Origin of the sequence: Nostoc sp. PA-18-2419 (assembly GCF_005869855.1) — a bacterium.
GTDB lineage: Bacteria > Cyanobacteriota > Cyanobacteriia > Cyanobacteriales > Nostocaceae > Nostoc.
In genome coordinates this window covers 24,965-51,859 of record NZ_SZNH01000040.1, presented here as the reverse complement: position 1 = coordinate 51,859, position 26,895 = coordinate 24,965, and the positions used below count along the sequence as shown (strand labels likewise).

The 26,895-nt window shown below is 43.0% G+C and carries 28 protein-coding genes; 20 read left to right on the top strand and 8 right to left on the bottom strand.

The genetic code is table 11. The features are described 5' to 3' along the window. Positions 1–502 precede the first annotated feature (502 nt). From FCR06_RS27405 to FCR06_RS27390, 4 genes are read left to right on the top strand one after another with little or no spacing between them, the layout of a single operon-like run. On the top strand, positions 503–1,777 hold the full coding sequence (locus FCR06_RS27405) for a DUF4331 domain-containing protein (RefSeq protein ID WP_138505393.1): 1,275 nt from the start codon (positions 503–505) through the stop codon (positions 1,775–1,777). 5 nt (positions 1,778–1,782) lie between these two features. Further along, complete coding sequence (locus FCR06_RS27400) at positions 1,783–3,195, top strand: tetratricopeptide repeat protein (protein WP_138505392.1); 1,413 nt, start codon at positions 1,783–1,785, stop codon at positions 3,193–3,195. Continuing rightward, complete coding sequence (locus tag FCR06_RS27395) at positions 3,192–4,679, top strand: nickel/cobalt transporter (RefSeq protein ID WP_138505391.1); 1,488 nt, start codon at positions 3,192–3,194, stop codon at positions 4,677–4,679. The genes FCR06_RS27400 and FCR06_RS27395 overlap by 4 nt, the downstream gene beginning before the upstream one ends. 43 nt (positions 4,680–4,722) lie before the next feature. Next, a complete protein-coding gene (locus FCR06_RS27390) occupies positions 4,723–5,397 on the top strand; it encodes a hypothetical protein (protein WP_138505389.1) in 675 nt (224 codons plus the stop codon). Between the two features lie 197 nt (positions 5,398–5,594). Here the strand turns inward: FCR06_RS27390 and FCR06_RS27385 are convergent, their stop codons facing one another. Then, complete coding sequence (locus FCR06_RS27385; protein WP_138505388.1) at positions 5,595–7,772, bottom strand: ATP-binding protein; 2,178 nt, start codon at positions 7,770–7,772, stop codon at positions 5,595–5,597. 1,571 nt (positions 7,773–9,343) lie between these two features. On the opposite strand from FCR06_RS27385, the gene FCR06_RS33075 reads away from it, so the two are divergent. From FCR06_RS33075 to FCR06_RS33070, 3 genes are read left to right on the top strand one after another with little or no spacing between them, the layout of a single operon-like run. Further along, a complete protein-coding gene (locus FCR06_RS33075; RefSeq protein ID WP_189523600.1) occupies positions 9,344–9,490 on the top strand; it encodes a hypothetical protein in 147 nt (48 codons plus the stop codon). 14 nt (positions 9,491–9,504) lie between these two features. Then, positions 9,505–9,753 (top strand): hypothetical protein, encoded by a 249-nt coding sequence (locus tag FCR06_RS27380; RefSeq protein WP_138505387.1) that lies wholly within the window; start codon positions 9,505–9,507, stop codon positions 9,751–9,753. Next, complete coding sequence (locus FCR06_RS33070) at positions 9,725–10,015, top strand: hypothetical protein (protein WP_189523599.1); 291 nt, start codon at positions 9,725–9,727, stop codon at positions 10,013–10,015. Before FCR06_RS27380 ends, FCR06_RS33070 begins: the two co-directional genes overlap by 29 nt. 46 nt (positions 10,016–10,061) lie before the next feature. Here FCR06_RS33070 and FCR06_RS27375 read toward each other — a convergent pair whose 3' ends face one another. Together FCR06_RS27375 and FCR06_RS27370 are read right to left on the bottom strand one after the other, a co-directional pair. Further along, the gene (locus FCR06_RS27375) at positions 10,062–10,529 is read right to left on the bottom strand and encodes a hypothetical protein (RefSeq protein ID WP_138505385.1); all 468 of its coding nucleotides are present in this window, start codon (positions 10,527–10,529) and stop codon (positions 10,062–10,064) included. A gap of 236 nt (positions 10,530–10,765) precedes the next feature. Beyond that, positions 10,766–10,945, bottom strand: a complete 180-nt coding sequence (locus FCR06_RS27370; RefSeq protein WP_138505384.1) for a hypothetical protein — start codon at positions 10,943–10,945, stop codon at positions 10,766–10,768. Positions 10,946–10,957: 12 nt separating this feature from the next. Here FCR06_RS27370 and mobV point away from each other — a divergent pair, with 12 nt between their 5' ends. Together mobV and FCR06_RS27360 are read left to right on the top strand one after the other, a co-directional pair. Beyond that, positions 10,958–12,697 (top strand): MobV family relaxase, encoded by a 1,740-nt coding sequence (mobV, locus tag FCR06_RS27365; RefSeq protein WP_138505383.1) that lies wholly within the window; start codon positions 10,958–10,960, stop codon positions 12,695–12,697. Between the two features lie 517 nt (positions 12,698–13,214). Continuing rightward, the gene (locus FCR06_RS27360; RefSeq protein WP_138505381.1) at positions 13,215–14,228 is read left to right on the top strand and encodes a histone deacetylase family protein; all 1,014 of its coding nucleotides are present in this window, start codon (positions 13,215–13,217) and stop codon (positions 14,226–14,228) included. Between the two features lie 16 nt (positions 14,229–14,244). Here the strand turns inward: FCR06_RS27360 and FCR06_RS27355 are convergent, their stop codons facing one another. The 5 genes from FCR06_RS27355 to FCR06_RS27335 form a co-directional block, all read right to left on the bottom strand. Then, positions 14,245–15,162, bottom strand: coding sequence for a histone deacetylase (locus FCR06_RS27355; protein ID WP_138505380.1), 918 nt, complete (start codon positions 15,160–15,162; stop codon positions 14,245–14,247). A gap of 160 nt (positions 15,163–15,322) precedes the next feature. Then, positions 15,323–18,493, bottom strand: a complete 3,171-nt coding sequence (locus FCR06_RS27350; protein WP_138505378.1) for a primase-like DNA-binding domain-containing protein — start codon at positions 18,491–18,493, stop codon at positions 15,323–15,325. Beyond that, a complete protein-coding gene (locus FCR06_RS27345; RefSeq protein ID WP_138505376.1) occupies positions 18,493–18,732 on the bottom strand; it encodes a hypothetical protein in 240 nt (79 codons plus the stop codon). Before FCR06_RS27345 ends, FCR06_RS27350 begins: the two co-directional genes overlap by 1 nt. 276 nt (positions 18,733–19,008) lie before the next feature. Further along, positions 19,009–19,731, bottom strand: a complete 723-nt coding sequence (locus FCR06_RS27340) for a hypothetical protein (protein WP_138505375.1) — start codon at positions 19,729–19,731, stop codon at positions 19,009–19,011. A gap of 133 nt (positions 19,732–19,864) precedes the next feature. Then, positions 19,865–20,074 (bottom strand): ribbon-helix-helix domain-containing protein, encoded by a 210-nt coding sequence (locus tag FCR06_RS27335; protein WP_138505373.1) that lies wholly within the window; start codon positions 20,072–20,074, stop codon positions 19,865–19,867. 222 nt (positions 20,075–20,296) lie between these two features. On the opposite strand from FCR06_RS27335, the gene FCR06_RS27330 reads away from it, so the two are divergent. From FCR06_RS27330 to FCR06_RS33930, 11 genes are all read left to right on the top strand, one after another. Next, positions 20,297–21,406, top strand: a complete 1,110-nt coding sequence (locus tag FCR06_RS27330) for a ParM/StbA family protein (RefSeq protein WP_138505371.1) — start codon at positions 20,297–20,299, stop codon at positions 21,404–21,406. 9 nt (positions 21,407–21,415) lie between these two features. After that, complete coding sequence (locus FCR06_RS27325; RefSeq protein ID WP_138505369.1) at positions 21,416–21,649, top strand: hypothetical protein; 234 nt, start codon at positions 21,416–21,418, stop codon at positions 21,647–21,649. Next, positions 21,646–21,870, top strand: coding sequence for a hypothetical protein (locus FCR06_RS27320; protein WP_138505367.1), 225 nt, complete (start codon positions 21,646–21,648; stop codon positions 21,868–21,870). The genes FCR06_RS27325 and FCR06_RS27320 overlap by 4 nt, the downstream gene beginning before the upstream one ends. Further along, positions 21,867–22,142, top strand: a complete 276-nt coding sequence (locus tag FCR06_RS27315; protein WP_138505365.1) for a hypothetical protein — start codon at positions 21,867–21,869, stop codon at positions 22,140–22,142. The genes FCR06_RS27320 and FCR06_RS27315 overlap by 4 nt, the downstream gene beginning before the upstream one ends. Continuing rightward, the gene (locus FCR06_RS27310; protein WP_138505363.1) at positions 22,114–22,308 is read left to right on the top strand and encodes a hypothetical protein; all 195 of its coding nucleotides are present in this window, start codon (positions 22,114–22,116) and stop codon (positions 22,306–22,308) included. The genes FCR06_RS27315 and FCR06_RS27310 overlap by 29 nt, the downstream gene beginning before the upstream one ends. Next, positions 22,308–22,850, top strand: a complete 543-nt coding sequence (locus tag FCR06_RS27305; protein WP_223280322.1) for a hypothetical protein — start codon at positions 22,308–22,310, stop codon at positions 22,848–22,850. Before FCR06_RS27310 ends, FCR06_RS27305 begins: the two co-directional genes overlap by 1 nt. Before the next feature lie 12 nt (positions 22,851–22,862). After that, positions 22,863–23,579: a hypothetical protein gene (locus tag FCR06_RS27300; protein WP_138505361.1), complete on the top strand. Its 717-nt coding sequence runs from the start codon at positions 22,863–22,865 to the stop codon at positions 23,577–23,579. A gap of 23 nt (positions 23,580–23,602) precedes the next feature. Next, complete coding sequence (locus FCR06_RS27295; protein WP_138505358.1) at positions 23,603–24,145, top strand: LPXTG cell wall anchor domain-containing protein; 543 nt, start codon at positions 23,603–23,605, stop codon at positions 24,143–24,145. Beyond that, on the top strand, positions 24,142–25,983 hold the full coding sequence (locus FCR06_RS27290; RefSeq protein ID WP_138505356.1) for a hypothetical protein: 1,842 nt from the start codon (positions 24,142–24,144) through the stop codon (positions 25,981–25,983). The genes FCR06_RS27295 and FCR06_RS27290 overlap by 4 nt, the downstream gene beginning before the upstream one ends. Before the next feature lie 272 nt (positions 25,984–26,255). Then, positions 26,256–26,540: a response regulator transcription factor gene (locus FCR06_RS33935; RefSeq protein ID WP_138505400.1), complete on the top strand. Its 285-nt coding sequence runs from the start codon at positions 26,256–26,258 to the stop codon at positions 26,538–26,540. 117 nt (positions 26,541–26,657) lie between these two features. Further along, the gene (locus tag FCR06_RS33930) at positions 26,658–26,756 is read left to right on the top strand and encodes a LuxR C-terminal-related transcriptional regulator (RefSeq protein WP_223280321.1); all 99 of its coding nucleotides are present in this window, start codon (positions 26,658–26,660) and stop codon (positions 26,754–26,756) included. The last annotated feature ends 139 nt before the right edge of the window (positions 26,757–26,895 follow it).

Here is a 26,895-nt window from a genome sequence, read left to right as displayed (position 1 = left end):
AACTCTGATCGTGCGGCTTTGATAGAGGTATTGATGTCAAGGCAGAAAAGCCGGGACAAACTTTGAAACAAGAGTGTGCGATCGCCACCATCGAAGCGATCGCATCTCTTGCAGTTCAGAAAGCGTTATCGTGTGGCCGTGACCTGAGAGTGAATAACTGGAGTTTAGACTAGGCAGTAAGAAAAGACTCAGCAACGCTGAGTTGAAAAGAAACAGACTTCAGATATGAAAATCTACGAAGCACTGCCTCTACTAAATAGCGGCGGGTCGAACAACATACCTGGAATCCAGAAAAATGTATTATAACCGTAATCTAAACATTACGAAATCTGGAAATTATAAAAGTGAGCAAGAAATGAGCAAGTTTTAGTCTGGAAAGTGAGTAGTAAGAGCAAATAAGCTGTGAAGCGCTTCGGTAATATCCGCAGTCTTTTTTGAAATCCAAATAAACTTGCTATTTCCACACCAACAGTAGGGGCTAAACACCTCAAGAAGGGCAACTATGAGAATAAATGCTCGGAGTATCACCTCTTTTATAGCAACTGAAGGCAGGTTACTCATAGAGAAAGCAGTCCAAAATATGGTATTTTTTTCCATCAAGCGATCGCTATATTGGACTAAAGCTACTCGTTTTTTTCGTCCCATAGTGGCATTTGTCGCTATTTTGCTCGTAGTCCTAATCTATGCAACCCCTAAAGCTTTGGCTTCAGACCACCAAGACACAACTTTTCTAGCCACTAAGCTGACTGCTGCGGATCTCACAGATTTGTTTGTGTTTGAGAGTCCCACAGACCCCAAAAATGTTGTCTTAGTGATGGATTTCGACCCTCTGATCGTTTCTGGTGAAAAAAGACCATTCGATCCAAACGTTCTTTATCAGTTCAAGATTGATAACACTGGCGACAGTATTGAAGATGTCGTACTCCAATTCAATGTAAATGGTAAAGGCTCACAGCAAACTGTGACAGTCCGCGGCCCATGTCGTCCAACCACAGTAGGAACAGAGTCAGCTTTGCTTCCAGTAAGTTGGACAGGGCAACTCAACCAAACATTCGCCGCATATAATGGTATGAAGTTCTTTGTTGGTACACGCAAAGACCCGTTCTTTTTCGATTTGGAACAGTTCTTCAAAATCATCCCGGATCGGAACTATAGCCTTCAGCCTAATCCCAGTCCTCCTTTCCAAGTTCTTTCCTTTAGACTACCTGGACAAGCAAAAGACACTCTGGCCCCATTCAATGTCCACTCAATTATTGTCGAGCTACCCAGAAAACTGCTTGGTAATGGCAAAATTGGTGCTTGGATGACAACTAGTGTTAAAACTCCTAGACTCAGAAATGGGCATTTTGCTCAGATTGAGCGGTTAGCAGTTCCAGCCCTGAATGAACTTTTTATGGACTTTAAAGCTCATAATAATAGTAATCTTCAGACACCAACCAAAGACGCTAGCAATCAATCCCAATTCATTAAGTCCTTTGTTACAGCGATCGGAAGACCGAAAGGCATAGCCGATGCAGTGATCTCAGTGGCGATTCCTGATGTGATCCAAGCTGACCTTTCTAAAGCTAGCGGTAGTTATTTTGGTACTCAGTTAGGCAACAACTTTGGTGGTAGAAGACCAAAAGATGATGTAATCGATGTAACAGCATCTGTTGTCTTTGGTAATGCAGTTACAGGGATTACTACAGGACAAATTCCGGCGCTGACTAGCGATAATGTTGGGCCTAATAATGCTAACTTTCTTTCTACCTTCCCTTATTTAGGTAATCCTTTGTAAGGTTTATGCATCTACGAATACTATGGGTGTTAGTGCTGACTAGCCTACTGGTTTTACTAAGACCCTGTGATACAGAAGCGTTAAGTTTAGGCTACACCAATAGTAATTTAGGCGCATATTCCTCTGCTGTGCAACTGCTGACTGTTAATTCTAGGCAGATATTATCAGTTCAGCAGTCCGATTTAGTCTTCCCCGATTATTTACAGCGATCGCATATTATCAGCGTCTATGAGCAGAAAGTTGCCCAATCTCCCGATTCTTCAATATTTTTACGTCTGTTAGCCGATCAATATTTGAGGCGCTTTCGAGAAATTGGAGATATAGACGATGTGTTACGAGCAGAACAAGCGGCACGTAGATCCCTGGCACTACAGCCGCGCCATAATGATGTTTCTTCTATGCTCTTAGCATCAGCTTTATTATCTCAACACCAGTTTCGATCAGCTTTAGAAGTATTAAATAATTCATCTGTTGATAATCCCAGTATTATCTCGCTCTTGGCATCGATTCAGATGGAGTTGGGTGATTATGAAGCAACTCATCAACTATTGCAGAGCCTTGCAAAGGAAGAATCGAACTCTGGTCATAACGCGGTTTTAGCTCGTTATTTAGAGTTAACTGGCAATTTAGCCTCAGCGCGAAAACTGCTAGATGAAGCTATGCAGGAGATGGACTCTTTCTACACGACGAGCGCAGAAACTCGTGCTTGGTTTCATGTGCGGACTGGGGATCTGGCTTTTGCATCTGGGAATTTTGCCCTGTCTGAGCAGCGATATCGGGAAGCTTTTGACCTGTTTCCACGGCATATAGCTGCGTTTACAGGACTAGCCCGCCTCTATGCGGTACAGCATCAATGGCAGGATGCTCTGAATGCAGCCAATCAGGGTATAGAACTGATGCCGTTGGTAGAAACACTGGGGTATAAGGCTGATGCTCAACTAGCTTTGGGAGACCAAAAAGGCGCAGCTGAAACTGAAGATTTAATCGGGGTAGTCGCTTACCTGAGCAAGGTTAAAGGAATCTATGATCGCGCTTTGGCGGTCTATTATACTGAACACGGAATCCACTTACCAGAGGCGCTACAGATTGCCCGTAGTGAAGTGGCAGTGCGAGATGATGTATATGCAGAGGATACGTTAGCTTGGGCAGCTGCGGCTAATGGGCAATGGGAAGAAGCGCAAAGGGCAGCACAACGGGCAACTCGCTTTGGAACAGAAGATGCTTTGCTGCAATTTCATGCTGGCATGATTGCGTTTCACTTAGGTAATCGTGAGGAAGCAATAAAGCGATTAACTCAAGCTGTTAGCCTCAATCCTCAATTTCATCACAAGTATGCTGATCAAGCTCGTCAAGTTTTGGCTAACTTAGTACCCTCTGTCTCTTTTCCCACTGCTAACGCTATAGGGAGTTCTTTATGAAAAAGCTGCTACATTACTTGGCTTGGACTACTGCAATCATCGCAATATGTTTATTTTGGATGCTCCCGGCGGATGCCCATCCTTTAGGCAATTTTACCATCAATCACTACGCAGGAGTGCAGGTAGCAACCGATGGTGTGGGGATTGATTATGTTCTAGACATGGCAGAGATTCCTGCTTTTCAGGAGATTAATCACTTAGATACTAATCGCGATCGCAAAGCTGAACCTGTAGAGACGGTTCAATACCCTGACCAAAAATGCCAGGAAGTCAATTCACATCTGGAACTGTTGATCGATAAACAGCCTTTAGCACTGTCTTTGATCAAATCAACAGTCGAATTTCCTCCAGGTGTCGGAGGATTATCTACACTGCGGCTGAGTTGTAATTTTCAGGGGTCAACGGAGTTAGTAGGCGCGAATCAGTTAATCGAGTTTGAAGATCAGTTTTATCCACAGCGTTTGGGCTGGCGTGAGATTACTGTGGCTGCAAATGGCGTTCCCATTCAAGGTGATTTCACATCTTTGAGTATTACCAACCGTTTGAGAGATTACCCCACTGAATTACTCAGCAGTCCTCTCGACCAACGTCGGATTGACTTTAAACTCAATTCGTCTCTGACATTGAGTGAACAAGCTCCTCCACCGTCTGTTAAATCATCCAGCCGCTTAGATAATGCTTTGACAGGAAGAAGCAACGATGTCTTCACTAGCCTGATTACCCAAGAAAATCATAGTTTCCTGACTATTCTAATAGCTCTAGCGATCGCCTTTTTATGGGGTGGTTTACACGCCCTCTCCCCTGGTCATGGAAAAACGATAGTCGGTGCTTATTTGGTTGGTTCCCGTAGTAATGCCCAACACGCCCTATTCCTGGGGCTAATTATGACGATTACCCATACTGCTGGCATATTTGCTTTAGGGCTGGTCACTCTTGGCACATCCCAGTTTATTTTGACAGAGCAATTGTACCCTTGGTTAAGCGTACTCTCTGGTGTGCTGGTAACTGTAATTGGTCTGAATTTGTTTATCAGTCGATTGCAAGGGACTCAAGTCTCTCATTCACACGACCATGTACATAGTCATGAACACAGCCACGACTTGCATCATCACCATCACCACAACCATGAGCATTCACATTCACCGCCTCACGGTGATATAAGTTCCATGAAGTGGTCTAGCCTATTCGCTCTGGGAATTTCCGGCGGCTTGTTACCTTGTCCTTCAGCCTTGGTAGTGTTGCTGAGTGCGATCGCAATGGGACGAGTTGGCTTTGGACTAGCGCTGGTATCTGCCTTTAGCTTAGGTCTAGCAGCCGTACTAACTGGTATCGGCTTAATGCTAGTCTACGCCAAAAATCGGTTTGAGCATTTGCCACTCCAGATACCCAGGATCAAGATGTTACCTATAGCAAGTGCCTTATGTATTACCCTAATTGGCTTAGGTATTACTTCACAGGCTTTGCTCACTCATCCCTGGAACTAGATGAAAGCACTCAGTTTTGTAATAAATAACCTAGAACAACTACATGTCACAAGCAATTAAAGAATCCATCGTCTCAGAAAACAGTTCATTTAATTTTTGGCAAAAATTGCTAAGACGTTCAATCCCTATTGCCTCTGCTGCGATGCCTGTGGCGGGCGTAGCCATCGCTCTATCTGTAAGTGTTATCCTCCCATCTAAGGCATCCACCATTTCATCTTCTGGTGACACAACAAACGCACCAACTTTTAACCGTCCGCAAACGGAAGGATTTGAAGGTGGTACTAACCCACCCACATCACTTTCTAGTAATGGTACTGCTGTCCCTTATTACAGCCAGCCTTTCTTAGTTGATACTACAGGCTCTTATGATATTGTAGGTTCTCAAGCTTTCCTGGGCATCCAGTTCTTGTACCAAAACAGCTTCAACCCAACTACCCCATTAGTTAATTTACTTAGTGGAAATGATCCTTTTCCAGATGAAGGCACATCTGGTTTTAGCGGCTTGAGCTTAACTGCCAATAGTCAATACTTTTTAGTCACTACTGGATTTGACAATAGCAATAACAGTTTTGGTAGTTTTACTAATACCATCAAAGGCCCTGGCAATATTACACTTGTCCCCGAACCTTCTTCAACTGGCAGTACAGTAGTCTTTGGGATCTTTGCAAGCAGCTTAATACTAAAGCGCAAACTAAAAAAGCTAAAATCTGTCAACTAACCTCCGTTTGTCAGAAAACCTTATTTTGAGGAAAATATGAAACGATTTATCTTCATTTCTTTAATAACTGCTTTGTGCATAATAGGCTACTTTGAAATTAGCTTGTCACAGGCTGAAAAACTTTTTTGGCTGAATTTGAGTCTTTGAAATCCTCCCTCACTAAATCATTTCGGACTCCGCACTCGAAATTTTCGCTGTTAGCTAATTTCTCTTTGCCATAAAATGTCTGTAACTCTCGTCATCCCAGCTTTGAGATGGCGGCGATAGGTACTGAAAGGCAAATCTAGTAACTCAGCTGCTTGTTCTTGCGTGGGGGCGGGATTTAAATAAGTTCGATAAACAGCGCGGTAGAGTTTTTCATCACGCGGTGATGATTGTAAATATTCAACCGCTTGTTTCACCAGATTTTGTAAAGCATTAACGCGTTCGCCTAATGTGTCCAAAGGATTCTCGTTCACACTTGCTTTTGTGGCAACTTGTTCCTTAACTAAGCCAGAAAGCATTTCATGGACGCTTCGCGATCGCATTAAGGGATTATTCTGTAATACATCGGGACAACTAAAGTTACGTAACGCATTCTGTACCGCCTCCACAAATTCTGGCTGACTAAGAACTAACAGAGGTTCACCGACTGGAGTATTATCTACAGATTCTCCGGCAGTTGTAACCTCTTTTCGTGCCAAAATTTCCTTCCATGCGGCAGGTGATACAATTCGCCAGTCATGCCCATAAACACCATAGTGTCTTCCCTCAACTGTAAAATCGGTTTCAGAAAGTCGTGTTAAGTCGAAGTAGTTCAACATTGCTGTCCAACTATCTGCTTGGGCACAAGGTAGGAAGGTGTATGCTAACCCCGGTGTTTTCTGAAAATACTGCACAAAATTAATGAAAATTAGACTTTGGGTGGGGGAAACAGCTTGATAGGTGTCCCGCGCCATCCAGAAGCGGAAAATAGTTGCGCCTTCGCTAGGGCGTAATGGTACATGGGTTTGGAGATATTGCCAAGATGCAAGAGCGCCCGGATCTGCACTCAAATCTTCAACAGTTGCTGTGTGCAATGCCACCATCATTGCAAATCCCGCAGGTTCGGAGTGCAAGTCACGAAATACTACTACATTCTGCGGTTGGCGCTTCAACCAGCGATCTGCTATTTTTGCTGATTCTTCGCCTTCGTATTCTGCCACCATCCCCAGCAGTGCAGTTTTGTCAGTTTCCCGTAGTGAGTCTGTCAATAAACTACTTTGCTCACCCCAGGTAAAACAGGATCGAATCGCTGAGTTATCCCGATGCAAAAAAATATAATCAAGTAGCACTCGATGCTTTTCTTGTCCCTGAGTTTGCCCTAGTCGTTTGGTATAATATTGACGCGCTCGGTGGTGTAATTCATTGTAAAATTCCGAATCACGCCAACGCAAGTCAGCAATTAAAACTTCGCGTGCTAAATCGTGGGGAAATAAACCCAATTGCCCTGATTCGATAAACGACAGTCCGCGCAACCACTCAAATAAATCGTGAACATCAAGTATTTCCCCTAAAGAGTGAGCCTCACCAGCCAAAGTATTTTTTTGAGGCACAGCCAATATTTGATTTAGTGCGGCTTCGGTAGTCAGCCGGATCACCGCACAAGCTTCTAAAGCCATACGGTGTACGGGCGTTGGTACTTCTTTTATAAATCTTGACAACAGTGTTTTAACAACATTGGGAGCAGATTCTGCTTGAAAAGAGATTTCTTTTCCCTGAGCAAACACCTCAGCAACCAAAGATAATGCTAGAGGATGTCCGTGGGTAAATTCTAGAATCGCCTGGTGTTGTGTAGTGGGAATATCTCGTGTGGTGAGATAAGTTTGACTTTGTTCTGGGGTAAGGTTGCGTAGGGGCAAGGTGTGCATCAAAGCTTGCCAACCTGGATCGCTACACCAACTAGATGAGGGGGGATTGCGTCCAGCAATCACAATTAAGGTATTAATAGACAAATGGGGTAAGAATCCTTCCCGCAACCATTCATCTAGCTGGGTAATAGCTTCATAAGTATCAATTAAAATTACATTACGTTCTTGTCTTTGGGCTAGCACATGTAAAGGAGAATCTGATTCATTCAATCCCATCAACGAACGCAACGTGCTAACAAAAGATTCGGGCGCAGCTTCTATATTACGTCCTTCTACGTAGATAGTTGATATTTTTGACCGTTCACAAAACCGCAAAAACTGCTGCATGAGGGTTGTCTTGCCCACACCGCCAGGGCCAAAGACGTGCAAAATGTGAAAAGGTAATTCTCTTGATGCGATCGCATCAAGAAATAGCTCCAGTTCCCGCTCACGTCCCACGAATTTGCGATTTCGTTCTGCACTTAGTCGCTGTAATAGAGATGTCATTGGCATCCCTTCCTTAAATTTTACGTAGGATTACTGTTTTAAAGTATGAAGGATGTTTTTGATTTCTAAAATCTACTTTGACAAAATTTATAAATTTTACATCCAAGCTTAAAGGCGCAATACTAGCGAACCAGTACTAAGTTACCTTGTTACCTTGTTAGGTAGCATTGGTTTGACTCCCCAATTGCGACTGGTACAACCGAGTAAAAGTATTGCAAGGTCGCACCTAAAAGAAACGTTTGTGCAACAATACTTTACACTTTTACACTTTAGGCATTTCTTACCTTTTTCTTTGTTTTAGACTAGGCAGAATAAGGTTCGGATAAGCCCACAGACTAAAGCATTCCACGTAATTAGTCAAAGGTGGAATCGATGCCTCAAAGTATTTTAGATTCATTGATGTCTACAGCGTTCACCTAACACTACCTCAGAGATGATGTTAGGTGACAGGAGGATTTCAACTTTTTTGTTCGCTGTACTTTTGGCTGTTGGTAGTGAGCCACGCTCATTTGATTGTTACCTCGCTTTCGCCACTACCGCCATAAAAATACCCCCAGAATATGGGGGCGATTGATGTGGCTTATGTGCCTAAGAGGACACAATCGAATAATTCGAGTTCGCTATAAGGATTTCTGTATATATGCCCATCTTAGAATGAACTGTCAGTGGATGTCTTCGGTGATCACTGACTCTTCAAAATCGCTTCACAACAACTTTTCAATAACTGTGCTTTTACACCGTTAACCATTACTTACTCCCCGCAGGCAATAGCTTTTTCAAATTCTCAATCCGACAGCACCCCCGCTTCTATACCTTACCCCTGGCTCATCATCAATTTCATTTTCTGTTCCTGATTTTATCTTGGATTAGGTTGACCACAAGATGCGCGATCGCTCGGCTATCGTAGTTGATCACTTTCAAAGTAAACGTTGAGCATTCGGCTTGAAACAGAATCAAGACTCAACATTAAAGAAACAAAATCCACAAAAAAAATTTACCCCTGTTTTTGACCCTTTTTTTGTCTATCTAATTGATAATTACTCTCAATATGAACCGCCCAAACCGTCATTCTCTTTACATTTATCAAGAAGTATTACAGTTTTGGCACTAGTTTTTTGATTTGACTAAATTCGTGCGTCTGAGATAAAACCTCGACAAAACATCCATTTTCCCAATTCTCACCAACTACATTCAACATCTTCCAATATCTCGACAATATCTCCCAATTCTCCAATTTTTTCTTACCTTTTTACACCTTTTAAATCATCCACTCACAAAATTCTCATTAGCTCAAAAATTCCCAATAAAGAAGAACAGTTCCCAATACTTATAAGAAGTCTCCCATTTACTCCCAATAATTGGTCAATTACCCTGAAAATCGCTTAAAAGCTTTTAAGCTCTGTAATCCATCTTTTTTTGACGCACAGTACGCCATATTTGGCGGAAAGTTTGTTGAGCCAAAAATGGATTTGAGTAATTTTCAAATCACTTGGAGCAATTTAAACTACTTTAATACTACATAAGTAATATAAAGGAACGCGATCGCCCCATTCCCCATTCTCAATTCCTCCATGCCTACCCAACAAAAACAAGGTTTTTTTGTTTTGGTGGCGGGGTGGCGATGGCTACATCGGGCGGTTACGCCATCGCGCATAGAAAATTTTAACTGGTTGGTAGCTCCCGGTTTGATTTTGGGATTGCTAAGGATAGTGTCTTGAGTGGTGTATTAGTCGTGAGCAAGCCAGAACAGCCTTCAGAACAAGATAAGCCTGACGAAAAACAAATGATTGTCGAAGGTCTTCTGTTCGTTTTCGTGTTGGTTCCAGCTATATTGTTCGTTTTTAGTATGATTATTACGGATTATTTGGCTCAAACACCACCAGTTCGGTCGTTTGATGATGCCGCTAGAAGTTCAAAAACTCTAGCTTGCGAATCAAGCAAGCAAAACGAAGGTGGCGATCCTGGGGATTGTCGCAAATGAAATAAAAAATCTTTACTGCACCCAAATCGAAGAATTGGAAGAAGAGCAAAATTTTTCTTGTCCCAAGTCTGCCCGTGGGCGTATGTGGGCGTACTTAGGCAGACATAAAATTATCAATTTTGAGCAAATTTTAGTATTTTGTGCGCCCACATACGCCCACGGGCAGACTTGGGCGCTCATGGGCAGACTTGGGCAGACTGGTTTTTCAGTAAAAAATACACAATGGGTTACTTATAAACCCCGGTTAATACTAGATGATTAGTAAGATTTGAAGTAGTGAATTGATGCAATGAGCTTTTTCTCAACTACTACTGGACATTAAACAGGTTGTTAATCTGCTTTATTTCTTCTGGCAGTTCTAGTTCTATCAAATCGTCAGTGTCCTCATCCAAGGTTTGGTCATCCGAGGTGAACACAAGCTCTTCATCATTCAAGTTCTGATTATTTTTAGTGTCCATCACATTTGTTGGAGAAGCGCTTAACCCGATTGTGTAGGATGAAGGCAATTTTTCTATGCCGGCTATCCTTCTAACTGTGGCAAGTTTTCCTTCTAATTTCTCGATCGCCGACCAACAAGCTTTATTCAACTCTTCAGAACTGACTTGACCCTCTAATGCTTCTGCCAACCAAAAAGCAGTCAGAGCTTCCATTGAAAATTCAGTGGCTGCTTTTCCAGAAGGATGGTTCAATAAATATTCAATGACCTTACCCTCCCAAGATTTAGACTTGCGTTTAATTCTTGGCAACTCAACATAAAAGTTGCGTTTTTCGCTCATCTTGTCTCCTAAGTAGTACAACGTTTATCGTATAAAAACCCATCTGTAATTTTTGTGAGTTGGACAGTGGTGTAAATGAGTTTAAGAGTGATGTAAATGAGTTTAAAAGGGGTGGAAAAAATCGCTCGAATTGGTAAGCGATTGAGATTGTAATGAGTATTATAGTGGTTTAAATGAGTTTTTCAGTGGTGTTTGGGGAGAAAACTGTAATAACGTGCCGAATATGCCTCAAAAGCTTACACAGCAAGCTTTTGAGCCGCAGGAGGTTGACTGCCACCAAAAATTTTCGGTTGGGTGTACCATGATTTAGGTGTACCCACTACACCTTTTTGCCCTGCGGGTGGCTTTCGCCATTTCTCGCTTCGCTTAAACAAAAAGGTTTCGTGGGGTCTGCGACGCTCTAAACCCAATTTCACGAGTGAATGGAGATGCCTTACGCTATTGCACGCATCAAAAAGCTGAAGCGCAGTAACTTGGCAGGCAGTGAAGCACATACCGCTAGACTTAGAGAAACGCCGAACGCCGATCCATCCCAAAATAATATCAGGTTCATCGGTCATCACAATCCCAATGAATCATTAGATCAATTGGTGATGGAGAGAATCGGAGAACAGAAGCGGAAGATTCGCCCAGATGCAGTTTATTGCACAGAGATTTTATTGACCGCTTCACCAGAATACTTCCGCCCCGATTGCCCAACAAAAGCCGGCTACTACGAGCAGAAGGAAGTGGATTTATGGTTAGAAGCATCTAAAAAATGGCTGGAGTCGCAATATGGCAATCGCGTAGTCAGGGCAGAGTTGCACTTAGACGAAGCCACCCCACATATTCACGCTTACTTTGTCCCTTTGGATGATTTGGGGCAACTACGAGCCAAGCACTTTTTTGACGGTCGGCAGAAAATGAGGCAGTTTCAAGATTCTTATTCTGCGGCCACCGAACATCTTGGGTTAGAGCGTGGCATTAAGGGAAGTAGAGCGCAACACCAGGACATCAAAGATTTTTACAGCATTGTCAACTCTGGCATTGAACCAAACAGCAGTTTGACGGAATCCCAGATGCAAGCCAAAGCCGCCCTAAGCGAACGGGCGCAAACTAAAAAACAGGAGATGGAAGCCACGGCTAAAGCTTTGGTAAAAGAAATTGAAGCAAAAGACCAACACATTCAACAACTAGAGACAGAGAAACTTCTTCTTCGGCAGCAAACGGAACAACTGCGCGACTTGCCCCTTGTTGATGTCGCCTGGGAGTTGGGGCTACATCAGGATCTTGGGAGATGGAAGGGCCACGGACACATTATTAATATAGATGAGTCCAAGTTTTATGATTTTTCACCCGATCAACAAAAGGGCGGTGGCGGCGCGATTGACTTGGTGATGCACGTTAACAATTGCAATGTACGGCAGGCGGTTGTCTGGTTACATGAGCGATTTGGGTCAGCTGGGGCAGAACGAGCAGCGATCGCCAAAGCTAAAACAGTGGCATCTGAAATTATCCAGTTAGAACCACGCGACAAATTTAGGCTACCAGTTGAGGATAAAAGCAAGTGGTCTTCTGTCTCCAACTACCTGGCCCAGAAACGGGGGATACCTGAAAATTTTGTGGAAGTTCTGCATAAAAGGGGGTTAGTTTACGCTGATGATCAGCAAAACGCTGTGTTCGTCATGCGGAATCTTGGCGAAGAACCCCAGGCAATAGGAGCGTTCCTGCGGGGGACACGGGGAGAAAACAACACTTTTAAGGGATACGAGAAAGGGACTAAGCGGCGTGAGGGCTGGTTTCACTTTCACTTAGGCGGACAGCCAAGTGATTCCCCAGAGAAAGTGGTGCTTTTGAAATCGCCCATCGATGCCGTGTCTTTTGCCATGCTGGAATATCAGCTTAGAGGCGACGTGCCACCCAATAGAACTTTGTACATGGCGGTAGATAATCCCAAAAGCTTACCAGTAGAGCAATTGCAGAATATTCCTAATTTACAAGTGGCGTTTGACTCGGACGATTCTGGTAATGCAGCTGCACGAGTTGTTAAGGAACTACTGCCACAGTCCAAGCGGCTCAAATGCAAGGCTGACGATTGGAATCAGCAGCTTATTGATTATGGGCAGCAGTTAAGGCAACAGCATCAGCAACAGCAGGAGCAGGAGCAGGATGATGAATTGAGTCTTTAATAGTCAGTGTTCTAGTAGTGAACTGTACAGTCCCCTTTTGTAGTATTAATGTAGCTGTTTGGTACTTCTTTTTGATGAAAGTGATTTGAAATTTACTTAAATCATCATTTTTCGCTCCAAAAAACTTTCCGCCAAAGATGGCGTACTGTGCGTCAGAATTCAATATTATTCTCCCGTGAAAGCATAATGTCACTGTGATATTTAAAAATGCGGAATTTAGGTGATTGGACTTTGGTATGCCATAGCCCTACCATTGGTGTGCGAGAATAGGAGCCAGTTTTAACCCTAATTCTCAATAGTGATAATTAGTTGAGAATTGAGTTTCACTTCTTCCATTGGTATGCCATTGGTATGCCATAAATCAGCAATAATGGGAGCCAATTTTTGATAATACATTTTTTTGCCAAAATTGAGCCATTGGGTCAATTTTTAGTTCGTATACGAAGTTTTTATTTTCATGATTTTAAAAGTCAGAATGGAGATATAAATGCCGCTATTAGAGCAGAAAAAAATAGTTATGACAAAATTTGCGGTTTACCTACATCCACATACTTGTTATACATCTAAGCCAAGTCATACGATTTCCTGGACAGGCTATTCATTCCCTTACTACAGTCAAGTCAGGCTGGAATTAGCAAAAATATTAACTAATTACCCAATCCTAGCAATACGAAAAGCTCATCTGACTGATTATCTACGAGTTCATACAAATATTTATCTGAAAAATATAGTTTTAAAAGCTTTAAATAAACATGATGAGCTTGATAATTCATTACCGACAAATGGCGGGGAATGTGAAGGGTTGGAATATTGCTTACCTAGTTATTTGTACGGATTGGGAGGGTTACTAGAAGCAATAGATAACATGAAAAAGGGAATATTAGAGCGTGCTTACTGTTTTACTCTACCAGGGCATCATGCACATACAGATTGGGGACATGGATATTGTTTACTCAATCCTTTAGCAGCAGCAGCCAAATATGCTCAAACTCAAGGGTTTCAAAAAATATTAATTGTTGATTGGGATATTCATCATGGTGATGGAACGCAATCAATCTTTGTCAATGATAAAAATATTTACTGTATAAGTATACATAGTGGTGCTGACCTTTATATGGCTAAAGCTTCTGACTTAAAAGCGGGTACAACTACAGCTGGACTTGCAGTTGGACACTGTAATATTCCTCTAATTCCAGAAAACTTTCCAGTAGAAGTGTTATCTAAGTTAGGAATAGATGGCAATTTTTATACAAGTTATGAAAGCTTAAATACTTTTCAAGAAGCACTAGTAAAAATACCTTGGATACCTGATTTAATTTTAATATTTTCTGGGTATGACTCACATCAAGATGATTGTGGTAAAGGAATTACAGATTGGACTAATCAAGAATTTCAATTGTTGACTTTGAAGGTGTTAGAGTTAGCTAAAAAATCATCAATCCCAGTGATATCTAGTCATGGAGGTGGGTACAAATTGCCTGTAACTGTATCGGCTGCATTAAGTCATGTAGAGATTTTAGCCAGATGTTAAATAATTTTTTATGCGTCTAAACAGAGACTTTTAAACACTGTTTGACTGTCTCAAGCACAGATAGAGAAAGACTGTCTAATTCGTAACCGCCCTCCAAACCGAAAAGGATTCGCGGTGTAATCTGGAGGCAATAATCAGTAAGGATGGCATAATCATGGGGCTGTAAATTGATCTTAGAAAGTAAATCCGCTTGGTTGGCATCGTATCCTGCACTGACAATCAAGATATCTGGGTGGAAATCTTTGAAAAAGGGTACAACCTTCTGCTCAAATAACTTACAGTAATCTTGTATCAAACTACCTGGAGCAATAGGGAGATTCAAGACGTTGTTAAATTTGCCATGTTCGTCGGATTTTCCTGTGTGTGGATAGCCTGGTGATTGATGAATTGAACAAAAAGCAATGTTGGGAACATTTTCCACGGCTGCCTGCGTTCCGTTACCGTGATGTACATCCCAGTCAAGAATTCCAACTCGTTTGATTTGTCCTGTTGCCAAAGCGTAAAGGGCAGCGATCGCTGCATTAGAGAAAATGCAAAATCCCATCCCTTCATCCTTAAGTGCATGGTGTCCTGGGGGTCTGGACAGAACAAAGCTCGGTCTGACTAGCTGCCAAACAGTATCAACTCCATCCAACCAAGCATTCACAGCAAGGCAGGCAACCTCAAAGCTTTGGGGAGAAATCTGTGTTGACTCAAAACAACCCCAGCCTCTTGTAGAATAGGCGCGAACTGACTCAATGTATTTAGTGGAATGAACTCGTTCAATCTCTTTGATTACATTTCTAGAAGTGTCAGGATTTAACCATTGGATTTGGTCTGCTACTGTTGAGGTTTTTAACCTATCCAGAATTGCAGTCAGTCGTTCTGGTTGCTCAGGGTGCATATACCCTGTTTCATGTTGAAGGAATTTCTCGGAGTAGATAATGGAGATCATTTCCTCTACAGGTTTCTCACTAATTCAAAGTTGATTTCTATACGCATAACGTAGAAGTGAAGTTATTCAATAATGGTTCCACTTTCAGAGTTCCCAAGCAGTAACATTTTCTAACAGTCACAGCCAGCCCTCTCTTGCAGACATCGCTTTCATCCACTGCCTAATTATGCAGAAATTTTATCCAATCACTCCTGAAGATTTCTACCTGGCATAATTGACCTTTAAAACCTCGATACTCAATTGTTGCGCTACAAAAATAAGCTTTCATTAGTTGAACGCTCTTAATGATTCCGACTTGCCACTTGCGAACACTGTCGTTGAAAAACTCAACTTTATCCCCAACTTTCAATTCCGGGCAAGATAATTCGCTTTCTCGTGTAGTTATCAATTCACCATCTTGTCGAGGAGAAAACCCAGCTACAGCAGGGCTGTCCAGGGTGTCCAAAGAGTTTTCGGCAAGACTTACTTGTTGGACAGGCTCAAACCCAGTCACATCAAGGCTGTCCAGGCTGTCCACAAAGTCTAGGGGGACTGAAGGGCTATGAGTTAAATTGACAAATTGATTAACTCCACTTTCATTATTTTCCTCATCTTTTTTTTGCAATGCTAATTCTTGGGGGGGGACAATTGGACAGGGTGGACAGCCAAGCTGTGTAAGGCTTTCAGCCTGTCCAGGGTCAAAAGTAGGGGTATTCCGTGAGTGGACAGGGTGGACAGGTAAGCTGTGTAAGGGTTCTGGCGTTTTTGTGGGGTGAAAAAACTCCTCAAATTCCTCTATTCCCCCTTCAAGGCATTTATCTTTAAAGCAATACCAAAATTCCGCTTTGCTTAGTGATGAATCCGGTGGACCCTCCGGTACTTTCATCTCAAAGACCCCAGCCAGTGGTTCAATGAATGCAAAGTGGGACTGAATTCTTTCACGCTTTCCGTTGACCGTGGGTGTCCAGCTACGTTCCTTGAAGTTGTGGGGCAAGACTGTTTTTAAATGGCTAATAAATTTGGACATCCCCAAAGGTGCATAACCATGTTCCCGGCAGTAAAGTACATACCAACTGTGTAAACGACTTTGTGGGATAAATGTTTCGGTCGTTGAGGGGCGTAAGCACAAGTCTACAAAGGATTTGGTCGAGTCCCCGTACAAAGATGCCTCTAGCGCCAAATTCTTTGCCCGATCTGAAGAAGGTGGCGATAACAAAATGCGATCGCGTTCTGCTCGTGGCATTGCTAAAGCCCAAGAAATTATGTCTGACTTCACCTCTTGTAGCTTCAACCACAAGTCTGGGTCAGGGGTTACATCTCGGTTTTTTACTGGGATTGGGTAAGCTCGACGCATCCACCCGTCGCCTGCATTTTCGATCTGTAGATGACTTACAGAGGCAACCCAAAACCGAATGTACCACTGGATTGAATAAGCGACTGGATTGAATAAAGCGCGTCCGCTCATTGCCCCATTGTCAACTAATTCGTAAAAAGCTCTGACTCCTTCGGCATAACCTCCTACGTCAGGGAATCCAAATATCCGCTTTCCACTTAAATATTGATGCCGTCCTTCCGGTGTAGAAATATCCGCAAAGTGTGTGGCGCTACTAGAGCCGGATTCGCCAAATAAACTACTCCAAAATCTTCCCAATGTCCCCTTGCCCCCACCACTTAAGCCAATTAAGTGGGGAAACCGACCATAAGGGGCGGTTGGGTCTAAAAACATACTCGTGAACGCCCGAATCACTTCAACCAATTCTGACCCAAAGCTCTCATTTAGAAATTTGAGAAAAACTTCTGGGCATGGTTTGTTGGCTTCGTAATCGTGGGGAATGATATTAGTCAGGTAAAAATCTTTGCTTAGAGGCATTTGTTCACCAGTTCGCAAATCAACAACACAATTGTTAAACCCTAATAAATGAGTATTGGTTGGCAGTGGTTCTGCTGGTTCTAAGCGACTGCGGCAATATTTAAAGGCAGAATCAACGTGTGCGTTAGTTTCGTAAGGCTTGGTTATTCTCCAACCAAATGTCTTTGTGTAAGAGAGCTTGTAAGCGGATTCAGAAGCGTCAGCGAGGAGTTTGTAAGCTTTATTATCATCTTGGTGTTGCCATTGTTTATTCTCTTGTGACCACTTGTAAAAGGATGAATTCAGTACCATCCATTCAGTTTGAGGAAAGATTTTTCGGTAAGCCCAGCCATCAAAAGTACCAGAAGTCACGCAGTTAGAGTAGGGTAAATTCATGGATTGGCAGACGGGTTTGTAGAATGCCTCCGGGTCTGCCGGGTCAATATCTATACTGAAATTAGATAAATCTGTAACTTCTTTTTCAATAGTTTCAGATTCTACCAACTCAAGCGATCGCTGCGCCACAGCCGCGTGAATCTCCTGCTCCAACCGACGGATAAACTCTGGTACTTCCATCTGCCCCAAGATTTCTTTGATATCACTTGACTTATATGGTAAATCGGGGCAGATGTCATTTGGGTTAATCCCAACAAGAGCAATTCCTACTTCAGCCGCACATTCAAGGCAAGTCGCAAGTTTCTTTAACCCAGTGTCGTCTGGGTCATGCAGAAAAACGATTAATCCTATGCCTGCTTCAATTGCGCGTTGATATTCGAGTGTGATAGTCTTTTTATCCCATCCACTGCCTTGGAAGGTAATTCCAGCAAGACCATGCTCTCGACCAACTTCTACGCATCCCTCGCCTTCATGCTGGAGTAGCGCCGGGGTTCCATTCACAGATTTAGCGGCAGCTAAAGCTTCATCAATGCGGTAAGCTTTCCAGGGTTCATCCCCTTTTCTCATCTCTGGAGTGCCGTCTTCTCGCCTGTGCCATTGCCGAAAGGTCTTGCTGTAACCTTTCTCCTTGTTGTCATCTGGCCACTGATAGCGAACCACCCATTGCGACTCTGAGTAAGGATAAATTGTTTCGGTGGCACTGCCCTCAACATTTTTTGGTGGTCTACTCGTTAATTTTTTCGGTTGGGGAATATCTGTTACAGTATCCGTCAACATCACCAAACCTAATTCACCATCTGGAATTGGCGCACTTTTGGGCAAGATTCTCTTGGCCTTGGCAACATTTCGGTTTAGGGATGGAGTGTAATTAGCCCCTGCCCTTTCTGCTATAACCTCAGCCCAAGGTTTAATCGCCTCTCTGATGTCCTTACACTCACAATTATTGAAGCATCTGTACTTCCCGGTTTCTGGGACAATAGATAAGTCATTCCCGCCACAAACTGGACAAATAAACTTATTTTTAGTTTTGGACGGCTCTAGCTGGTCTTGAAAATTTCGGATGTCGAAGGAGGAAAACGCCTGTTGATTGGAGAATTGTGCAACCATTACGCGATACCTCCTTGAACATTATTTAATTTTTGACAATTGCTTAATACATAAGTTGGCGATTGTTTCGGTTGACCCAGTGCATAGTTAGGCTGATGAAAGCGATCGCGATCGCAGACTGTAAATTCTCCTATTGAGTAGCACCAGTCTGGTTTACCGCAGTGGGGGCAAGGGTTCGCAATAGTTGCGAATAGCAGCTTGCAGGTAGTATCAGTATGAAATAGCTGTTTTTTTGACACTTTACAAATCCTCCATTATGTGTGTTGGAGGAATTGGAGCTATCCCGTGGCAGTAATTTTCTAGTACAAACGTTCAAAAATCTAATTTGCTAAAATTCTTGAAACACTCTTTACATCTGGTGAGCCAGTATTACATTGGCTTTACACCTGATCGTGTAAGATAAAATTACTATTAGGGATACTAATTAGGCTCTGAAACCCAATCCCCAATTCCAATGGAATTAATTTTGAAAGCCCCGTTGTCCACACTGGACGAAGGGGTTTTCAACTTTTAGCCTATTTGTATTGGGCTAACCAAGCCCTAACAAACTCGATTACTTCCCCCTCTTGAATCACAAACATAGTACCTTTTCTCCTAAGAGCCAGAATTCTCATACTTCCCACGGACGAATATAAATGTTCATTGAGATTTGAAGCCGCTCTAGTAGGAGGCCATAGGGCTAAAACTTTTGCTGTTGGCGTTTTTGTAGCTTCACGAGAAGACATTGCGAACAAGTCTCTGTTTTTGTTAAGCCACTTTTCGTAATCAGCCAACTCAAGTAGTGGACAAGGTTTCCAGGTTGTCAAACCATTCTTATCCTTCTTTCTGAGTTGTAAAGCTTCCCTGGCTTCGTTGTAGACTACCTCCCTATCTCCTATCGAACGAATGGAGATAAACAGGTGAGTTGTTCGTGGAAATCTAATAAACAAGTCAATAGGGTTTTTCTCTCCTCCCGGAAATGGAAAGATTTCTATACCAACGCTCTTAAACTCTTGTAAAAGTAGGTCGGTTAATTTTTCCAACCGTGCAAGTTTTTGAATGATCACCAACGGTTTGTAAGCCAATGCAAAAGCAGCCCAGGCAGCCGGATTAATGAAGCTGCCAGATACCAGCGCAGTACCACCAACTGCTAGAGCAACAGTGGAGTAGTAATTTTTCGTCTCCCTAATCCACTTTAATGCTGCTTCGTTATGCAGGGGGAGTTGAAAATCGCTTTGTGGGTCTTTCACAGCTAACATGGCGAACTCAAAATTAATAATGTGAAATTAGCACGAACTTTACTGATACTAATACTTGACACTGTATTTTTGAATCAATAGCAATTTATTAGACTCTTTATCCAGTGTTAGTAGGACACGGAATTTAAAAACCTTATGCCTCTGGTTTTTCCTGCTTCTGAGATTCTGATTTTTTAGCACGTCTAGCCGCGATCGCTTCACCAAGCAGAATAGCTGCCATCTGGCTTTTAGTCCTCATCTCTCCATTAGCAATTTGCTCTAGCGCCTCCCAAGTTTCATCTGGAATAATTGCATTTAACTTTTTGCTCATTAAGTCAGAACTCGTTTGCTCACCTGACATCATGATATGCTCTCTTGTCCGATCACATACGATCTTATCATCTAAAATCACATCATGATGTGATAGGATATGATTGTCAGCCAAAAACAGCCACAAAACAAAGGCAATAGAAGCCAGAAAGTGATGCTATGGCTAACCCCTAACTGGATGTGTGGACTTAAGGCGATAAGCGCCTCTAAATTCTCCAAAGCCAGAAAAAACAAGACTTTAACAATCATCTGAACCATGACAGCTATATATTCCAATGCCAAAAATTGGCTAGTTCAAGCGGACTTGTTAGCCAAATCCGGGCTAACTGACCTTATCGCTGGAAAAGACTCAGGAGCAGGGTATGGCAAGGCAATCATCGGTGATTTTTCGATCATGATGCCAGCCGCATACTCACTTGTTCGCAACCGCAACATCATGCACCACGAAACCATCTCAAAAGATGGGGCATGGCTGCGTTATGTAGAAGGTTCACGCCTGGACTTAAAAGACGTTCAATTCTTCTGGGGCAGTGCGGCTCTAGCTCAAAGTGACCACACCTTGCTGCACGAGGATAAGGCCAAAAAAGCAGAACTGGCACTAGAAAGCATCCTTGCAGACTTAGCGGTTCTCAATATTCCCGATGGGGTCAAGCTAGAAATTAGTTTGAGCAACCACAACCCAGAACGCTGGGGCCAAGAGATTAAACGCCGAGTCGAAGGGACTCACACCTTTGAACATCTGCACCCTGTAACTCGTTCCATTGTCACCAAGACAGTTGAAATCGTAGTTACAGGCATTTACCCCGAAGGTTTTGGAAGCATTGCCCACTGCTTATTCGGTGAAGCATCTCTGGTACTAGACCCCTCAGAATTAGCGATCGCACTCGATATCGGTTCATCCACTTGGTTGATTACCGTGTTCAACGGCAGTGGTGCAGTGATTGACCGTCACTTGATTGAAGGTGGAGCGGGTGAACTGCATTCGATGATTGCAGAGGCACTAGACAAGCGAAACGACAAAGTAAGTCTGCTGTCTAAGGATGTGAAGCACTCGCCCAGTCTCGTTAACCAGGGAATCAAAGAAGGAACTTTTACTTATGGCGGTAATCACCTGACAGGCAAGAAATTTGAGACAGAGTACAGCCAATGCCTTGACTCTTGGTGGAGTACCAGGATTGAGAAATTCGCCAACTTTGTGACTGCTGGTAATTATCTAGACCGAGCGAAATACCTTGTCGCCTGGGGTGGGGGTGTTTCTCTACCAGTAGTGGATCAGAACCTGGCCGGTTTAGGCTTTGTGATTTTGAACAATCCCCAATTCATCAATGCTTTGGGGTTGAAGCTATTAACTCAAATTTCAAAGTGAGGTTAATCAATGAATTACGAATCTCGGCGTATAACCATCTCCTACCTAGCAGTAATTGAATTGTGCAAAATGTTTGATTTACCCCAAGATGCACCRACACAAGCMCTTTCAGCAGGTGTAGAGAAGCTGATTTTTCAACACGCTTTTGTACAACCATCGCCCAAAGTTGAAACACCGCAATCTACGCAGCCCAATAAATCGGCACTTAGCGCAATGGTCACTAATTTCAAGGGGGCAGCATGAACAGAACCACATTCAGAAATACGGTTTTAGGCATTGGTGCAACAGCAGCAGCGTTAGCCCTTGGCTACTTCGGAGTGCAGTACTTCGGTAAAAACAATATGTTCACCATCGCCGCAGCTGTCGGGGGTGGAGGTGTAATCAGCTATGTACTTCAAAAACCGAGTCAACCAGAAGCACCAACCGCACCAGTTAAAACCCAAAGGAGAAGAAATAAGTCATGAGCAACCAAGACACCATGCAGACACAACCAAGCCTAACAACAACCGAAATTATGACCATCATCCTCGGTTGCGAACAGACTTTAAGGTTCGTGCAAGCATCTCCCAATTACAAGCAAATCGAAGCGTCTGAAAAGTTCAGTACATCGAATGACCTAAAAATTGGTGATGCCGTTCAAGCCTTGATGGAGATTCACGAAGCAATCCTAAATATCGAATTCTACTCCCAAGTTGAGGGACAAACAAATGCTTTCAACGACAGCCTTAGTGCGTAACCACCTCTACCAATTCCGTGGTCAACAACTGCGCTACAGCCATCGGTCTAATTGTCGAGTCAATGCCCCTTTCATATTCAACGACTCGAAAGGCAGACGAAAAGAATTAAGTCAAAACCAAGTGCAGAGGGAGGTTTTTGAACTTGTTGAGTTTTGTGAGAACTGATGATGAAGCGATTGCACCGACTACCAATCATTGCAATCGCCCCACTCCGGGACGTATCTCTCGCCGCAAAAACGAAAGTACATAAGGATCTTAACAGCATGGCACTTGATTACAAAAATCCCAACGATTGGGGACGTTCACCTCTGACTGACCGCGCTTTGAGATTAGAGCAATTCAAAGCGGAAAATCCTGAACAATGGGCGGCAATGATTGAGGCGGATATTGAAGCACTCTCCACACCAATATTCGAGAGTGAAGATTACCCACCCTTCACCGGAACGGAATTCTTAGCAACTCATGAAACCATTGATGATCATCCATACTCTGCTGCATTTGGTCAATTCTTAGGTAATGGGATTGACCCTGATATTGCAAATATCTTGGCGTTTGGCTCCAACAGATTTGATTTAATCTCTGATGATTTGGATGACCCTGTAAGGCAACTGGCAACGAGAATTTATAGCCGATTTGAAGAGATAGGTTACTGGGATGAAGTGCCCCAAGAGTCGAGTGATATCAACTACGACAACATACCTTATTAGGAGAATAACGCAATGGACTTTGCAATACGCAATCCGGTAGTTGGTCATAGTTCCCACATTGATGAAAAAGCGCAATCTTGGGGGGGATTTGAGTCTGATATTCTGGGCTATCTCTCTGATATAAATAAGCTCGAACAGTTCGCTGATTATGCGAATAATGCCCAAGAATTATCTGACCGATTAGAACCATTTCTGGACAACGCCAAGGTGGTCTTTGAGGCGATGGAGAAGTTGACCAAAGGACAAGTTACCTGGGTCGAACTTCGTAAACAATATGGCTCTCATGTTGCAGGTGCTATCGCCAAGATTCGCAAACTCAACTCCGAATTTGATTCAGAGATGAGCAAGATAGATGCCCAAGATAGAGCCGACTTGTTGCGAATTGACCAGAAGCGTAAACACGCATTAACCGAAGTTGCAGCCCAATTACATCAAGATTTACAAGCTGAACTTTGGCGGCATGAGAACAAAGTTAGCAGCATCGAAAATAGGCAAGTTGTACAAGCTGAAAGACAGGCAATTACTACAGGATTAAGAGAAAAACGCCAACAACTTTTAGCCCGTGCAAGGTATGGCTCAAGGGCTTTGGAACCAAATCAAACACCCCAGGAAGTAATACCAGTTACTAGCCAAAATCATGCATCTGCATCAAGTGTTTCTGCAACAGGAACAGTTCGCGGTTGGGGTGCAATGTTGGGTAACTTGTGGAACAAATTGGGCGATAGATAACTATTAGTTAAAAGGCAAGGCTGATGCTAGTAAGGAAACGAAATGAAGATCCTCATAGCGTCAGCCCTTTTTCATTTGAAGGGCTGGCACAGACTCCACAACAACAGAAAATTGAGCAACCATCACAACCGCAACCATTACCAGAAAATAACAGAGGTAGAACATTTAGACGTGCTGGTAATGCCTGTGAGATTGTCGCTGGCAGTTGCTTAAATTCGGGAGTGATTTTCACCTTTCATCTGCTGCAAGTTCACCCAGTTGGAATGTTTCTTGCTGTTGGTACTGCACACCTGTACTTTACCGCCACTGCAACAGGTGAAGGGTTTAATAATTTTGTCACTAATTTAATGACTGGTTGCAGTGCGTCATTAGCCCTATTGTGTGCGCTCAATGAACCCATTAGTGAGTGGAATGAATCGAGAACTTCTACTAGTACAGTTAAGGCTTCTATTGAGTCGGTTTATAAGCCAAAAACTGCTGAATCTTCAAGTTGGATGTCTGGTGCAGGAGTGGGCATATTTCTAGCGATATTAATGATTTTTCTATTTCGTGGTAAGAGTAAATGAATTATTTAACCGACAAACATAAACAGTTATCCGAGTCGCAACAATCGGGCTTAATGTTGTGGTTTGGTCGCCTACCAATGGACAAGAAAGCTGTCGCAATTGGGCTTAGTTTAACTGTGGGAATTAGTTCGGCGGCGATGGCGTGGCAGGGAACTAGCAGCGACAGAATTTATTTCTGTGTCAAAACTCCAAAGAAAACATTGGTGTGTCAGGACAAAGATAACCGTCCTTTTCGCATGACCCCATTTTATTGGTCACAGTGGAAGAGTGATGGAATGCCCCGCCAAGTAGTGCGTGACCGAGCGATGGGGGTAAACGGGTTGGTGAAGGCCACTAACCCATATAAACCGTTTTGCGCGTTTGGTGGATTCCTGGGGTTTGCGCTTGCGGGGTGGATGTTGCGCCATTGTCAAAATGAGGAGAAGCAGAGAGCAGTTTTTGAAGACATCGCCCAAAAACGGGATGCTGCAAAAGCTGAGATGGCTGCACGTTCCGAGTTGTTAGAGAGCTACCGAGATGTTGCGCTCGCAGAAGTCCAATTGCAAGCCGATTTAGATTTGATAGCCAATGATCGCACTGTTGATATCACCAAAGCCGAGATTTACGCCCACACCGAGATTGAAGTTACGCAGATGGAGGCATCTGAGGCTATCTTTGAAGCGCAAACGGCGGGGATGACCGAAGAACAGAAGGCAGATTACATTAAGCAGTTGCGTGAGATGAAAACCCCTTATCTACAGGGGAGTCAGACGCTACAAGGGACGATTGACCCCAACGATAAGGTTACTGGCAGTGAACAACAGGCGATAAGAGACAGTGACAAATATCGCTGGATCAAMAACACCATCGGCTACCCCACTYTAATATTTGGTGGCATGGGTGCGGGTAAATCCTGGACTACTAGAGAGATTATTTGGAAGAAAGTACAAGCCGGATGGAACATCGTAGCGCTTGACCCTCACGGAACTCTTGTTGAATGGCGAGGTGTGCGGCTGATTACTGGCTATCAAGAAATAGCCGATTTTATGCAATGGTACATGGATGAAATGCGCCAGCGCTATGAAGATTACCGGAGCAGTGGGCTAACAGAAGAACAATGGACAGAACAATTACGAGCATCGGGCAAGATGCTATCAGTTATTTGTGAGGAATTTACCACCTGGACGGATAACATTGTTGAGCCAATGCCAGACGATTGTGAGGATGAAAAATGGAAGCCCGACCCTGATTTTATTGGTAAATGGTTTCGCTGTGCCATGACTGAATCTCGCAAACAATTAATGATTCCTTTGTTCGTAGCTCACGACCGCACAATGGAGATTTTAGCCAAAGCCAAAGGATTATCAAAACTTCGAGATGCGGCACTGTTAGAAGTTGAACTAATCGCAACTATTGACCCAATTACCACAGAAGCTTCTTCTAGCGGTCAGGGCAAGATTAAATTACCTGGGCATGGGCAATGGATTGATATTGAACTGCCCAAGTTAGACCACAAGCGAATTGATTTTCGACTTGATAAACCTTTGACCAGTGATGAGCCGCCAACAATCGATAAAGCCACATTAGAACGTATTTATGAATTGGAATTCAATCTTGGTAGCAAGGCAGATAATACCCAATCGTCGCCGAATAAATTATCACCAATGGCGCAAAAGCTGTATGAATATCTCACTCGAACTGAGCGGATTGAAGCTGATGTGAGAGAGTTTAAGGGGAACTTTAAAGTGGCTGGGGAAAGATTCACTGTTGAGCAAATAAAGGGGTGGATGTATGAAATTGTGGGGGCAGGATTGGCGGACTGGATAGCCGAGGGTGTTATCAAGCTTAATCAAATTTGACTGCGATTGGTGTCTGGTGTCTCGCCTCAAAAACACCCTTTTTTAGCGGACACAGGACACCAGACACCACAGACACTAAACCCCAAAACCCTTATGAAGCTTAGACACCAGCAGACACTACCCCAGACACTACCCAGACACCAAGTGTCTTAAGCGTGTCCGCTAGACATCAATAATAAATAACCTCATAAACAGCCATTTATTATTAGAGGATTAATAAAATCATGCGGAAAATAGTAATTGTTTAACCAGAAACATTCACGCTCTTAAGTATCAAAGGCGCTATTGAACAATCTCCAGATATAGAAGTTACAGGGTCAGCCACTTGTGGGAAGATAGGTTTTCAGTTAGTTGAACAGACCAACCCTGATGTTGTGTTAGTTGATTTACTATTACCCGATATGAGTGGTTTAGAACTGACTCGTTCAATCAAAAGAAAGACTAATAGTAAAGTGGTGATTTTTACTAATCAGACTCATGAAGACTTTATTAACTCTGCTTTCCGTCATGKGGCTGATTATTATATGCTCAAGAGTGCTGATATAGAATTAATTTAACTAGCCATCAAGAGAGCTTACTTTAATGAATGTCTACTTGACCCTAAGCTGGCTAAAAAATTATTAGAAACCCTTTATCACAACAGATATATTGACCCTAGTTTTGCTGACAAAAACTTGATTGAACCACCTACTGAGCGACAAATACAAGTCCTGCGATTACTGGCTCAGGGTTTAGTTTTTGAACAGATTGCCAAAGAAATGTTTCTCTCTTAGGGTACAGTCAAACATTATGCCAGTGATTTGTATAGCAAGTGGCACGTCAAGAACCGTTATGAGGCTATCAAAAGAGGGGCGATGCTTGGGTATATTGACTATAACTTGATTGTGAATGAATGATGTATTGGTGAGGAGA

Bases quoted from the DNA above. Each gene is read 5' to 3' on its own strand.
- FCR06_RS27320 (WP_138505367.1), top strand. From the start codon at position 21,646: ATGAACAGAACCACATTCAGAAATACGGTTTTAGGCATTGGTGCAACA.
- FCR06_RS27360 (WP_138505381.1), top strand. From the start codon at position 13,215: ATGACAAAATTTGCGGTTTACCTACATCCACATACTTGTTATACATCT.
- FCR06_RS27310 (WP_138505363.1), top strand. From the start codon at position 22,114: ATGCTTTCAACGACAGCCTTAGTGCGTAACCACCTCTACCAATTCCGT.
- FCR06_RS33075 (WP_189523600.1), top strand. From the start codon at position 9,344: ATGCCTACCCAACAAAAACAAGGTTTTTTTGTTTTGGTGGCGGGGTGG.
- FCR06_RS27305 (WP_223280322.1), top strand. From the start codon at position 22,308: ATGATGAAGCGATTGCACCGACTACCAATCATTGCAATCGCCCCACTC.
- FCR06_RS27395 (WP_138505391.1), top strand. From the start codon at position 3,192: ATGAAAAAGCTGCTACATTACTTGGCTTGGACTACTGCAATCATCGCA.
- FCR06_RS27355 (WP_138505380.1), bottom strand. From the start codon at position 15,162: ATGATCTCCATTATCTACTCCGAGAAATTCCTTCAACATGAAACAGGG.
- FCR06_RS27390 (WP_138505389.1), top strand. From the start codon at position 4,723: ATGTCACAAGCAATTAAAGAATCCATCGTCTCAGAAAACAGTTCATTT.
- FCR06_RS27335 (WP_138505373.1), bottom strand. From the start codon at position 20,074: ATGATGTCAGGTGAGCAAACGAGTTCTGACTTAATGAGCAAAAAGTTA.
- FCR06_RS27350 (WP_138505378.1), bottom strand. From the start codon at position 18,493: ATGGTTGCACAATTCTCCAATCAACAGGCGTTTTCCTCCTTCGACATC.
- FCR06_RS27315 (WP_138505365.1), top strand. From the start codon at position 21,867: ATGAGCAACCAAGACACCATGCAGACACAACCAAGCCTAACAACAACC.
- mobV (WP_138505383.1), top strand. From the start codon at position 10,958: ATGCCTTACGCTATTGCACGCATCAAAAAGCTGAAGCGCAGTAACTTG.
- FCR06_RS27340 (WP_138505375.1), bottom strand. From the start codon at position 19,731: ATGTTAGCTGTGAAAGACCCACAAAGCGATTTTCAACTCCCCCTGCAT.
- FCR06_RS27400 (WP_138505392.1), top strand. From the start codon at position 1,783: ATGCATCTACGAATACTATGGGTGTTAGTGCTGACTAGCCTACTGGTT.
- FCR06_RS27405 (WP_138505393.1), top strand. From the start codon at position 503: ATGAGAATAAATGCTCGGAGTATCACCTCTTTTATAGCAACTGAAGGC.
- FCR06_RS27295 (WP_138505358.1), top strand. From the start codon at position 23,603: ATGCTAGTAAGGAAACGAAATGAAGATCCTCATAGCGTCAGCCCTTTT.
- FCR06_RS27385 (WP_138505388.1), bottom strand. From the start codon at position 7,772: ATGACATCTCTATTACAGCGACTAAGTGCAGAACGAAATCGCAAATTC.
- FCR06_RS27300 (WP_138505361.1), top strand. From the start codon at position 22,863: ATGGACTTTGCAATACGCAATCCGGTAGTTGGTCATAGTTCCCACATT.
- FCR06_RS27375 (WP_138505385.1), bottom strand. From the start codon at position 10,529: ATGAGCGAAAAACGCAACTTTTATGTTGAGTTGCCAAGAATTAAACGC.
- FCR06_RS27330 (WP_138505371.1), top strand. From the start codon at position 20,297: ATGACAGCTATATATTCCAATGCCAAAAATTGGCTAGTTCAAGCGGAC.